At 71.9% G+C, this 11835-nt stretch carries 7 protein-coding genes and 1 tRNA gene; all 8 read right to left on the reverse strand.

The window, feature by feature from the left end; translation table 11 throughout:
* Positions 1-48: 48 nt before the first annotated feature.
* Positions 49-1287, reverse strand: a complete 1239-nt coding sequence (locus tag C6P64_RS04700) for a tyrosine-type recombinase/integrase (protein ID WP_105747438.1) — start codon at positions 1285-1287, stop codon at positions 49-51.
* Positions 1288-1480: 193 nt separating this feature from the next.
* Positions 1481-1555: transfer RNA gene (locus tag C6P64_RS04705), tRNA-Arg, on the reverse strand.
* Positions 1546-5400 (reverse strand): translocation/assembly module TamB domain-containing protein, encoded by a 3855-nt coding sequence (locus C6P64_RS18150; RefSeq protein ID WP_170073040.1) that lies wholly within the window; start codon positions 5398-5400, stop codon positions 1546-1548. The genes C6P64_RS04705 and C6P64_RS18150 overlap by 10 nt, the downstream gene beginning before the upstream one ends.
* Positions 5397-7316, reverse strand: coding sequence for an autotransporter assembly complex protein TamA (locus C6P64_RS04720; RefSeq protein ID WP_170073041.1), 1920 nt, complete (start codon positions 7314-7316; stop codon positions 5397-5399). The genes C6P64_RS18150 and C6P64_RS04720 overlap by 4 nt, the downstream gene beginning before the upstream one ends.
* A gap of 151 nt (positions 7317-7467) precedes the next feature.
* On the reverse strand, positions 7468-8805 hold the full coding sequence (locus C6P64_RS04725; RefSeq protein WP_105747440.1) for a sigma-54-dependent transcriptional regulator: 1338 nt from the start codon (positions 8803-8805) through the stop codon (positions 7468-7470).
* Entirely contained in the window at positions 8798-10666 is a 1869-nt protein-coding gene (locus C6P64_RS04730; RefSeq protein ID WP_105747441.1) for a sensor histidine kinase, read from the reverse strand. The genes C6P64_RS04725 and C6P64_RS04730 overlap by 8 nt, the downstream gene beginning before the upstream one ends.
* A gap of 34 nt (positions 10667-10700) precedes the next feature.
* Positions 10701-11465: a sulfite exporter TauE/SafE family protein gene (locus C6P64_RS04735; protein ID WP_211296795.1), complete on the reverse strand. Its 765-nt coding sequence runs from the start codon at positions 11463-11465 to the stop codon at positions 10701-10703.
* A gap of 22 nt (positions 11466-11487) precedes the next feature.
* Positions 11488-11829 carry a GlpM family protein gene (locus tag C6P64_RS04740; RefSeq protein WP_105747443.1) on the reverse strand — a complete coding sequence of 114 codons (342 nt, stop codon included), beginning with the start codon at positions 11827-11829 and terminating at the stop codon, positions 11488-11490.
* Between the last annotated feature and the right edge of the window lie 6 nt (positions 11830-11835).

Genomic DNA, 11835 nt, shown 5'->3' on the forward strand with positions numbered 1-11835 from the left:
TTGAATTGCGCAACAAAGCCTATGCGTTGCTTAAATCCAGTGTCATTTTCAAGCCCTCATCGGTATCACCTCGGCACCCTGCCGCAGCTTGTCCAGGTAGTCGGCCCAAGTCTGCATCATCAGCCGACGCTGTTCCAGGTACTCGGCGCGGTCGTAGGCACTGCCCAGCGGGCCGCTCTTGCCGTGGCCTAGCTGGGCCTCTACCAGCGCTTCAGGAACGCCGTGCAGGCGCTCGGCGATCATGGTTCTTGCCATGGCGCGGAAGCCGTGGCTTACATGGTCATCGGTGCCGAAGTCGAGCCGCTTGAGCGCCGCGTTCATGGTGTTGTTGGACATGGGCCGGGCCAGGGACCGAGCGCCTGGGAACACAAAGGCGCTGCGGCCGGTCAAGGGCTGCAGTTCGCGCAGGATCTCGACCGCCTGGGTCGCCAGCGGGATCAGGTGCGGCTTGCCGTTGAGCTTGTCCGACTTCTTCAGCTTCATCTCTTTCGGCGGGACCGTCACCATCGCCTGGTCTAGGTTGACCCACTCCCACTGCATGGACCGGATGTTGGCAGGCCGCTGGAAGATCAGCGCGGCCAGTTGCAGCGCAGCTCGGGTGACTGGCGATCCGCCGTAGCCGTCGATGGCGCGCAGCAGCTCGCCGGCCTGCACCGGATCAACCACGGCGGCGAAATGCCGGGTCACATGGGGCTTGAGCGCGCCGCGCAGGTCGGCCGCGATGTCGCGCTCGCAGCGCCCGGTCTGTACGCCGTAGCGGAAAACCTGCCCGGCGCCTTGCTGCAGATCCTCGGCCGTGCTCAGGATGCCCTTGTCCTCGACCTTGCGCAGCGCCTTCAGCAGGATCGGCGGCTTGATCTTTTCGAGGGCCAGCTTGCCGATGGCCGGGAAGAGGTACAGCTCCTGCAGGCGCAGCCACTTCGCCGCGTAGCTCTCGCTCCAGCCGTGGGCCTTGACCTGGTGGAACTCGCGCGCGACGGTTTCGTAGGTGTTGGCTGCGGCGACCTTCTCGGCGTGCTGGGCCTCCCGCTTGGCCGTGCTGGGGTCTATGCCCTGGGCCAGTTGCTCGCGGGCCTCGGTGCGCCGCTTGCGCGCCTGGGCGACTGACACGGCCGGATAGACGCCGATGGCAAGCGTCTTGCGGCTGCCGTGCAGTCTGTAGTCCATGCGCCAATACTTGCCGGCTGGCTTGACCAGCAGGTACATGCCATCGCCGTCGGTGTATTTGTCGCCGGCCGTCTTGCCGCTGGGCTTGACCTGCCGGACGAAGGTGTCTGTAAGCGCCATGCTCGGTCCTGGTGGGGCTGACGGTATCTCACGGCCCAGGGGCGGCGGTATCCAGGCAGATACCGTCAAAGGTACCGTCAGAATGTTGGGATGTCGTGGCGGCCAATGATACGGCGTGAGACAAGAAAAAACCCGCTGTCCTAGTGGAATCAGCGGGTTATGCGATGTTGTGAGACCGTCTGAGATGCTCAGATGGTCCCTCCGACAGGAATCGAACCTGTATTTGCCGCTTAGGAGGCGGCCGTTCTATCCATTGAACTACGGAGAGGACCCTCGCATTGTAGCGGCGCCATCGGCCGGTTTTGCCTTGCCGGGGCTGGAAGCTGCGCGCTTGCCGTCGTATTGGCGGGTGTAGAGCAGCTCGACCGCGTTGTCGTCGCCGGCCTGGGCCCGCAGCGTCAGGTGGCGCGCCAGGTCGTACAGGATGGCGACGGTGCCGGTGGTGCCGACCACGCTGCGCGAGTAGCTCAGGTAGAGCTGGCGCGAGATCCGCTTGCCCAGCGTGAGCGCGGCGGCATGGGTGCTGCCGTCGGCCTTCTGCGTCTCGCCCCGGAACGACAGCTCGTCGAGCCCGAGCGCGCGCTGGAAGCCGCCGTCATTGGCCCGGCCGCGCCCGCTCAGCAGGGCCAGTGCCGCCTGCTGCAGCAGCGCGGTTTCGGCCCCGGTGCCGCCGGCCGGTCGGCCCAGCACCAGCCAGGCCAGCTTCTCGCTTTCGGGCAGGTCGGGGTCGGCATACAGGCGCAGGCGCGGTGCCAGCGCGGTGCCGCTGAGCTGGACGCCGACGCGCTGGTCCGCCAGCGGTCGCAGCGCCAGGATGTCGAGCGTCGGGTTGTCGTAGGGGCCGTTGAAGTTGATCAGTCCGGTCTCGATCTCGAGCCGCTGGCCCCAGGCGCGGAACTGGCCGCGCTCGGTCCTGACCTGGCCGGTGATCTGGGGCGCAGCCTGGCCGGGGTCCAGGCTCAGCAGCAGTTCGCCCTTGAGCCGGCTGTCCAGTCCCTGGCCGCGCAGCTGGAAGTCGTCGCCAAGCGCGAGCTCGAGCCGCAGCCTGATCGGCTTGGACGGGGCCGATGCGCCCGGCTCGGCCGGCGCAGTTGCTTGGCCCTGGCCGCGCACGACCACATCCTCGCCCAGGGTCGGCCGGTTCTCGTCGGGCAGGGTGAACAAGGCCTGGTCGGCCTGCAGCCGGCCCGTGGCGTCGAGCAGCTTCTCGTCCATCCGTACCGCCAGCCGGCCCGACAGCGTGAGTCGGCGGTCGGCGCGCGCGAGCAGCCGCAGCTGCCTGGCCTGCAGGTCCAGCGTCATGACCGGCAGCAGTGGCGCGATGGCCTGGCCGGCCGGGGTGTCGGGGCGGCTCCAGCGCAGCGAACCGCTGCCGAGCAGCAGGCCGCCCTTGTCGCCTCCGGCGCCGCGCAGCTTCAGGCTGTCGAAGTTGAGCTGGTCGCCGGCCAGGGTGGCGCGCAGTTCCCCGCCGCTGAAGTCGATGCCGTCGACCAGCGAGCGCAGCGCCAGCTCCTTGACCTGCAGCTGGCCATGCCATTCGGGCTGGCGCCGGCTGCCGCCGAGCCTGGCGTCGGCCTGCAGGCTGCCGCGCAGGCGCCAGCCCGGCGGCAGCAGGCTGGACCAGAGGCCGAACTGGGGCAGCTCGGCCTGGACCCGGCCCGCCAGCGCGGCCTCGGCCGGCCAGCTCCATTGCGGCAGCGTCGCCGAGGGCGCGGCGAGCTGGCTGCCGAGCTCGGCGTCGAGCCGGCCGGCCAGCCGGCTGTTCCAGCGCAGCCGGCCCTGCAGCTGCGCGCCTTCCAGCGTCACGCTGGCCAGGACCTGCTCGAGTCCGACCGGCTGCGGCTTGCCGCTGCCAGCGTCGGGCAGCAGCAGGCTCAGGTCGCCGCCGCTGCGGGCCAGCTCTATCCTGGCCCGGGCGGCTTGGTCGGCCTTGCCCGTGGGCTGCAGCGGCAGGCTCAGGTCCCAGCTGCCCTGCAGCGCCAGTTCGCCGCTGAGTCCGGCCTGCGCCAGCGGCCCGCGCGGCGCCGCCGGGCTGACCAGCAGGGTATCGAGCCAGCCCAGCGCCAGCCCGCTGGCGCGACCGCGCGACTCGAGCCGGCCGTTCGACCAGCGCAGGCTGTCCCAGGCGAGCTCGGCCGGCGGACGCGCCGCCTTGCCGTCCCGCGCCGACAGCGCGAGGTTGATCTTGCCCGGTGCTGCCGTCAGGCCCGTGGCGTCCCAGCGCAGCGCGGTGGAGCCCGGGCCCGTGAGCCGGCCTGCTAGCTGGCGGGTCGCGTCCGCGAGCTGCAGTTCGGCCTGCTCGAGACGGATGTCGGCCACTGGGCCCTGGCGCTCCTGGCCGAACTGGCCGCTGGCGCGCAGCCGGCTGCTGGCGCTCCAGCCAGCGCTCGCGGCATGGCCTGCCAGGTCCAGGCTCAGGGCCTGGTTGCGGCCGGCGAGCGCCAGCTGCCAGTCCGTGAACTGCAGCGCTGCGCGCTCGCTCGAGGCCGGCCACTGGACCTGGAGCTGCGGCGCCTGCAGCCTGGCATTCCAGTCCTGCGGCAGCCGGTCCAGCTGCAGCGGCCCGGTCCAGCCGGCATCGACGCTGGCCTGTCCGCGCCAGAGCGCGCTGCGCCAGGGTTCGGGCAGCTGCTCGGGGCCGATGCCGGCAGGCAGCCAGCGCCTGAGCGGACCGTTGACCCAGCGCTGCAGCTGCTGGGCATCGGCCAGCGCCAGCTGCAGCTGGCCGCCTGGCGCGTTTGCTCGGGCGCTGGCCTGGGCGCCTGGCAGGCCCAGGCTCATGCTGCCGTCGAGCAGACGCTTGTCCAGGACCAGGCTGCCGCTGGCCTTGGCGCTGGCATCGGCCAGCCTGAGTTCGGCCTGGCGCAGCTCGGCGCGCTGGCCGTTCCAGCTGCCGGTGGCCTGCAGCCGGCCCTGGTCGATCAGCCGGGCGTCCAGGGCCTGCAGCTGCCAGATCCCGTTTGAGAAGGCCAGCGCGGCGCGCAGCTGCTCGAGCGGCAAGGCGCCGCGCTGCCAGGGACCGGCGGCGCGGTTGCGCAGTTCGCCGTCCAGTTGCCAGTGCGGGCCTTCGGTCTGGGATTGCGCGCTGGCCGGCTGGCTGCTGGCTTGCCAGCGGCCCTGCAGGTGGGTGCGCGGTGCCTGCGGCCAGAAGGCGGCCAGGTCGATCTCGCGCAGCTCGAGCTCGGCGGCGGGTAGCGGCAAGGTCGCCCAGGGCGCGATCGTGGCGCTGGCCTGCAGCGTCGCGCCTGAACCCGAACCTGAGCGGTCGCGGCTCCGCGCCGAAGGGCTCGGGTTCACGCTGGCCTCGAGCGCAAGCCTGGCATCCTGGCCCGCCAGCGGTCCGCTCAGGCTGGCGCGGGCCGACAGCGACTGGCGGCGCCCGCCAGGCAGGCTGGCCTGTGCCAGGCCTTGCAGCTGGACGTCGAGCTGCAGCGGCGCGCTCGCCTGCAGCCGGGCCTGCAGCTGGTACTGCCCCTGGGCCCAGTGCAGCTGCTGCAGTTGCAGCTCGTGCTGCAGGCCGCCGTCCGGTCCGTGGCGGTAACGGTAGTCGGCCAGCAGCGGCCCGAGTGCCAGCCTGGTACTGCCCTCGATCGCGATCGCCCCGACCCGCAGCGGCAGCTGGACCGATTCCAGCCAGGGCAGCCGCAGGTCGGACGGCGGCTGGCGCTCGGTGCTGGGCGGACTGTCGTCGCGCAGGCGCAACCGGGCCAGCTGCAGCGGATCGAGCCGCAGCTCGCGCCGCAGCAGCAGGTCGGGCCAGAGGCTGGCTGGCCAGCGCAGCTGCAGGTCCTCGAGCTCGATCTCGAGCCCGTCGCGCTGCCAGCGCAGATAGCCGATGCGGCCGCCCTCGCGCAGGCTGCCGTTGGCGTCGCGCACCAGCAGCGGGCCCGCGCTGTCGGGCCCCTTGAGCCAGGCCTGCAGCCAGTCCAGCGTCAGCGGCAGCGAGCGCGTGTGGCCGCTCCAGAGCCAGACCGACAGCAGCAGCGCGGCGACCAGTGCCAGCGCGGTGCCGCACAGCCAGGCCAGGCCGGAGGCCAGCCGCGCGAGCGCTCGCGCCCAGCCATGGCGGTGGGCGGCAGCTTGGGGCGGGGCGGGGGCTGGGGTCGGGCTCAAAATGCGAATCCCACGCTCATGTGCAGCCGCAGCGCCTGGCGCTCGACGCCGTAGGCCAGGTCCACCTGCAGCGGGCCGACCGGGCTGCGGTAGCGCAGCCCCACGCCCAGGCCGACCTGCGGGCTGAGCGCGCGGCCGTGGTTGGCGACCGCGCCGGCATCGACGAACAAGGCGGTTTCCCAGTCGCTGCGCCGGCCGTCGATCCAGACCGGGCGCTGCCACTCGACGCTGGCAATCGTCAGCAGCAAGCCCGGGTCGACCCCGCCTTGCGTGCGCGGCACGCCGATCTCGCGCAGGCCGTAGCCGCGCACGCTGCCTTCGCCCCCGGCGAGGAAGCGCTGGGTTGCCGGCACGCTGTCGCCGTCGCGGCTCCAGACCGATCCGCCCTCGAGCCGCAGCGCCCAGCGGCTGGGCCGCTCGCTGCCCTCGAAGGCCGGCAGATAGGCCTGCCAGCGCGCCCGCGCGCGCAGATAGGGCTGGTGCTGCGCCAGCGTCAGGCCGGCGCCGAGCTCGAGCGCCAGGCCCTGGCCGCGCGTCGGGTTGTAGAGGTCGTCGAAGGCGCGCCGGGTCCAGCCGTAATGCGCACTCAGCGAGGCCGCTGCATCGTCCTGCACCGCCAGCGCCGGGTCCTGGGTACGGGCGCGGTCATACTGGGCATAGAGCTGACGCTCGAGCTGGCGTCCGCCCTGCGAGCGCCCGGCGCGCAGCTGCTGGCTCGAGGTCACGAGCGGACCGTCCTGCTGGCGCTGCAGCTGCCCGGCCAGGTTCCAGCGCCAGCCGTGCTCGTCGATCGGCGAGTCGAGCGCCTCGTTCAGCGTCCGGGTATCGCGCTCGAGCTGCAGCTTGGTGGCGGCGCGCCAGTCCAGCCCCGGGACGCGCCGGTGCAGGTGCTCGAGGCTGAGGCGGGCGCCGCTGTCGGTGCTGGCACCGACGCCGATCACCAGCTTCTGCTGCTTGGCCTCGCGCACGCTGGCTTGCACCGGTGCTGCCTCGGGGTCGGCGCTGGTGTCGAGTCGCACGAAGGCCGACTCGAAGTCACCGCTGTCGAGCAGGCGCTGCTGCGCGGCCTGCAGCAGGCGCTCGTCGTAGTCCAGTCCCGGCGCGACCCCGGCCAGCCGCACCAGGCGATGGATGGTTTCGGGCTGGTAGCGCTCGCTGCCCTGCACCTGCAGCGGGCCGAAGCGGTAGGCCGGGCCGGAGTCGAGCTCGAGCCGCAGATGGGCCTGGTGCTGTTGCGGGTCGATGTCGGCCAGGCTGTGCGTGATGCGTGCCTCGGGGTAGCGCAGCCCGCTCAGCGCGCGCAGCGCGGCCTGCTTGGCAGCGTCCCAGTCCTGCTGGGTGAAGACCCGGCCCTCGGTCAGCGTCCAGCCTTGCAGCAGGGCCGCGCGCTGGCTGGCTGCGGCCGGGTCGTCCTGGATCGGGCCGGTCAGCAGGATCTGCCAGTCGGCGACCTGTGCCAGCGGTCCGGGTTCGACCTCGATCCGCAGCAGCGGGATCGCGTCCGCGGCCGTGCGACGCTCGATCGCGATCCGCGGCGAGAAATAGCCCTGGCTGGCCAGCAGCTGGCGCAGGTCGGCCGGTGCGGTCAGCAGCAGGCGCTCGAGTTCGGTCTCGCCGAGATCGGGCAGGCTGCGCAGCCGCTCCAGCTCGGCATGGCGCAGCAGCCATTCGTCGAGCGGCGCGGGTGCGATCAGCTCGATCCGGAACGGCTCGCGCGCCGCTGCGGCCGCGCTGGCCGGCTTCTCGCCGCTACTGGCCGCTGCTTCCGCTGCCGGCGAGCTTTCTGGCGCCTGCGCCCAGGCGCTGCCCGCAGCGGCCAGGCTGGCGAGCAGCAGCGCGCCGGCCAGCGCCGGCCAGCGGCGCGACCTGATCGGGGCGGGCAGGATGCGCAAGGCGGGCCTGGTGCGGGGCGTCATGGCGGCAGGGGACGAGCGGCGGCCGGTCGTCGGGCACCGGCCGGCTCGGGATTCGCGACAAGCATGGGGTCCTTCGGGTGCTGAGGCTGTGAATTTAACAGCCCGCCCCAGGCTTGGCGACCCGCTGATCGGTGAGCCGGCTGCTCCGGGCTCAGTCCGGCTGGGCCAGCCGGTATTTGCGGATCTTGTCGTGCAGCGTGGTCTTGGCCATGCCGAGCGCCTCGGCGGTGCGCGCCAGGCTGCCGCCATGGCGGCCCAGCGCCTCGGCGATCAGCGCGCGCTCGAAGTCCTCCACCGTCGCGGCCAGCGGCCGCGGGCCGGCGGGCTGCAAGTCGCCGAAGGGCGGCGCGCCGGCCGCGATGCCGAGCACGCAGCGGTCGGCCACGTTGCGCAGCTCGCGCACATTGCCCGGCCAGTCGTAGGCCAGCAGCCGGGCCTGGCGCGCCGGATCGGCCGCGGGCAGCGGGCGCTGGTGGCGCGCGGCCGCCTGCAGCAGGAAATGCTCGAACAGCAGCGGGATGTCCTCGCGCCGCTCGCGCAGCGGCGGCAGCGCCAGCGTGACGACGCTGAGCCGGTAATAGAGGTCGGCGCGAAAGCGGCCCTGGTCCGACAGCGCCTTCAAGTCGGCCTTGGTCGCGGCCACCACCCGGCAATCGACCGGGATCAGGGTGTTGGAGCCCAGCCGCTCCAGGCAGCGCTCCTGCAGCACGCGCAACAGCTTGATCTGCAGCGCGATCGGCATCGACTCGATCTCGTCAAGGAACAGGGTGCCGCCGCTGGCGTGCTCGATCTTGCCGATGCGGCGCTTGCCGGCCCCGGTGTAGGCGCCGGCCTCGTGGCCGAAGATCTCGCTCTCGAACAGGGACTCGGGCAGGCCGCCGCAGTTGATGGCGACGAAATTGCCCTTGCGCCGCGGGCCGGCCTCGTGCAGGCAGCGCGCCACCAGTTCCTTGCCGCTGCCGGTCTCGCCCTGGATCAGGATGTCGGCCGCGCTGTTGCCCAGGTCCGCCACCAGCTGGCGCACCTGCGCCATCGCGGGCGAGCGCCCGATCAGCTGGGCCTCGAGCCGGTCGCGGCTGTCCAGCCTGGCTTTCAGCTGGCGCAATTCCAGCGTCAGGCGGCGCTTGTCCAGCGCCCGGCGCACCACCTCGACCAGCAGGTCGGGCGAGAACGGCTTCTCGATGAAGTCGTGCGCGCCGTCCTTCATCGCCTGCACCGCCAGCGACACATCGCCGTGTCCGGTGATCAGCACCACCGGCAGCTCGGGATCGACCTGGCGCAAGGCCTTGAGCAGGGCCATGCCGTCCATGCCCGGCAGCCGGATGTCGCTGACCACCACGCCGGCAAAGTCAGGCCCGACGCGGCGCTGCGCCTGTTCCGCGCTGGCCACGCCGCAGACCGCGATGTCCTCGAGCTGCAAGGCCTGCTCGCAGCCCAGCCGCACATCGGGGTCGTCCTCGACCAGCAGCACTTGCAAGGGGTCATTCATGTCCGGGCTCCGGGGCAATGGGCAGGTCCAGGGTGAAAACGGCTCCGCCCTCGGGGTGATTGTCGCCGCTCAGGCTGCCGCCGAAGTCGGCCACGATGCCGGCCGAGATCGCCAGCCCGAGCCCGAGGCCGCTGCCGGCCTCCTTGGTGGTGAAGAAGGGCTCGAACAGATGGCTGCGCGCCTCGTCGGCCAGGCCGGGCCCGCGGTCGCGCACCTGCAGCTCGATCCGCTCGCCGCGCTGCCCGGCGCTGATGTCCAGCCTGGGCGTCGGCTGGCCTGCCATCGCATCGAGCGCATTGCCGACCAGGTTGACCAGCACCTGCTCGAGCCGGTTGGCATCGCACCAGGCCTGCAGCTCGGGCGGCGCCAGCTCGATGTCGATCACCACCCCGGCGCGCTGGCAGCGTGGCTCGAGCAGGAACAGCGCGTTGTCGATCGCGCGCCGCAGCGGCACCGCCTGCGGCCGGCCCGAGGACTTGCGCGCGAAGGACTTGAGCTGGCCCGTCAGCCGGCCCATGCGGTCGACCAGCTCGGCGATGCGCGCCAGGTTGCCGTCGGCGGTCGGCTGGTCGCCGCGCGCCAGGAACTTGCGCGCATTGCCCGACAGCGTGCGCAGCGCGGCCAGCGGCTGATTCAGCTCGTGCGCGATGCCGGTCGCGAGCTGGCCGATCACTGCCAGCTTGCCGGCCTGCACCAGCTCGTCCTGCGCCGCGCGCAGGGTGCGCTCGGCCCGGGTGCGCTCGGCCACCTCGGCCTGCAGCTGCAAGTTGGCCGCCGACAGGTCGGCGGTGCGCTCGGCCACCTTGCGCTCGAGCTCGTCATGCGCCTGCTGCAGCGCCTCGCGCGCCGCCAGCCGGTCCTTCAGGTGGCGCCGCCGTTCGTTGAGCATCAGCGCCAGGATGCACAGGAAGGCCGCGCCGACGCCGGCCAGCGTGGCGCGGCTGGCCGCCATGCCGCGCACTTCTTCCTGCTGCGAGAACACGGTGATGTTCCAGGGCGTGCCGGGCAGGGCCTGGGTCTGGGCCAGGAACTTGCCCGCGACCGGGAACATCGAGACCCGCTCCGGTCCGACCCGGGGCAGGCGCACCAGCCGCGCCCCATGCTCGAGCCGCTCGAGCTCGACCACGCCTAGCGGCGCCAGCGCGCGCCGGTTGTATTGCTGGGTCTGGTCGAAGGCAAGCCGGGTCGCCGGATCGAGCGGCTGCAAGGTGGTGAACTTCCAGTCCGGCACCGAGGCCAGGATCACCACGCCGTTCTCGTCCGCTACCAGCGCCGGTGCCTCGACCGTGGCCCAGGACTGCTCGAGCTGCTGCAGCCCGACCTTGACCACCGCGACGCCGAGCGTGCCCTGGGCGCCGCCCAGCGCCGAGGCCAGGTAGTAGCCCGGCTCGCCGCGCGTGGTGCCGATGCCGAAGATGCGCCCGCTGCCGGTCTCGAGCGCCTGGCGGAAATAGGGCCGGAACGACAGGTCCTCGCCGAGGTAGCTGTCGGGCCGGCGCCAGTTGCTGCTGGCCACGACCAGGCCGCGCGCGTCGAGCACATAGATCGCCAGCGTGCCGGCGCGCTCGTTGAGCTGCTCCAGGTAGCGGTTGACCTGGTCGGCCAGCGCCGGCTGCGGGCTGACCAGCAGCTGCAGCACGTCGCGCTCGAGCCCGAGCGTGGTCGAGAAGTAGGCGTACTTGTCGATCTCGCGCTCCAGGCTGCTGGCGTAGAGGTCGAGCCGGTGCCGCCCGGTCACCTGCAGTTCCGCCAGCCCCATCGCCAGGCTGAGCCGGTAGGCCAGCAGGCTGGTGCCCGCGATCAGGCCGGCAAAGGCCAGCAGCAGGACGCACAGGTGCAGCAGCTTCTGGCGCGGGGGCATGGGTGTTCGGTTTTCCGAATGTGCCGGCGGCGCCTCAGCCGCCCAGCATGTCCCAGGCCAGCTTGCCGATCAGCACCGTCACCACCAGCAAGAAGGCCTGGCGCACGAAGCCCGCGCCGCGGCGCAGCGCCAGCGCGGTGCCGACCTGGGCACCGGCCAGGTTGCAGACCGCCATCACCAGCGCGACCAGCCACAGGATGGGGCCGTGGCTGGCGAAGAAGGCGATCGCCGAGACATTGGTCGCGGCATTGATGACCTTGGCGCTGGCCGAGGCCCGGATGAAGTCCATGCCGAACAGGCGCACGAAGCCGAAGATCAGGAAGCTGCCGGTGCCTGGGCCGAAGAAGCCGTCGTAGAAGCCGATCACCAGGCCGAGCAGGGCGGCGCGCCAGCGGTCGGCCGGCACCAGCGCGCGCGCCTCGACATGGCCGAAGTCCTTGCGCCAGAAGGTGTAGAGCGCGACCGCCAGCATCATGACCAGCACCAGCGGGCGCATCGCCTCGCGCGGCAGCCAGGCCGTGACCGCGGCGCCGAGCCAGGCGCCCAGCAGCGCCGCCAGCGTGGCGGGCAGCACCACGGCCCAGGGAATCGAGACGGTGCGCGCATAGCGCCAGAGCGAGGATGCGGTGCCCGCCAGGCTCGAGAGCTTGTTGGTGCCGAACAGGGTCGGGATCGCGGTCTGGGGAAACTGCGACAGCAGCACCGGGATCTGGATCAGACCGCCGCCGCCGACCACGGCATCGACCATGCCGGCGAAGAAGGCGGCGCCAGCGAGCAAGAACCAGTTGAATTCCATCATGAGATAGTGGGCTTTTGGGGGGCTAGGTCGCCCAGTGCTGCCAGCCTAGCAGCAAGGCGCCAGCGCTCAGGGTCCAGGCCAGGGTAGCCGCTGCCAGCGTGGCACCCAGACCCAGGCGCAGGCTGAGCCAGAACACGACCAGCAGGTAGACCGCATAGGGTAGCAGGGCGCAGAGGCCGAACAAGGCCGTCTGGCGCAGCGCGGCCGGGCCGCGCTCGCTGCCGACCATGGCGTGGGCGATCAGCGCGAAGGTCGGGAACAGCGGCACCAGGCCGGCGATGAAGAAATGCCGGCTCTTCGAGCACCAGGCGATCAGCAGCACCGCCAGCGCCCCCAGCAGGCACTTGAGGAACAGGGTCGTCATCTGGCT

Source organism: Malikia granosa (genome assembly GCF_002980595.1).
Taxonomy (GTDB): Bacteria; Pseudomonadota; Gammaproteobacteria; order Burkholderiales; family Burkholderiaceae_C; genus Malikia; species Malikia granosa.

Bases quoted from the DNA above. Each gene is read 5' to 3' on its own strand.
- C6P64_RS04700 (WP_105747438.1), bottom strand. From the start codon at position 1,287: ATGGCGCTTACAGACACCTTCGTCCGGCAGGTCAAGCCCAGCGGCAAG.
- C6P64_RS04720 (WP_170073041.1), bottom strand. From the start codon at position 7,316: ATGACGCCCCGCACCAGGCCCGCCTTGCGCATCCTGCCCGCCCCGATC.
- C6P64_RS04725 (WP_105747440.1), bottom strand. From the start codon at position 8,805: ATGAATGACCCCTTGCAAGTGCTGCTGGTCGAGGACGACCCCGATGTG.
- C6P64_RS04730 (WP_105747441.1), bottom strand. From the start codon at position 10,666: ATGCCCCCGCGCCAGAAGCTGCTGCACCTGTGCGTCCTGCTGCTGGCC.
- C6P64_RS04735 (WP_211296795.1), bottom strand. From the start codon at position 11,465: ATGATGGAATTCAACTGGTTCTTGCTCGCTGGCGCCGCCTTCTTCGCC.
- C6P64_RS04740 (WP_105747443.1), bottom strand. From the start codon at position 11,829: ATGACGACCCTGTTCCTCAAGTGCCTGCTGGGGGCGCTGGCGGTGCTG.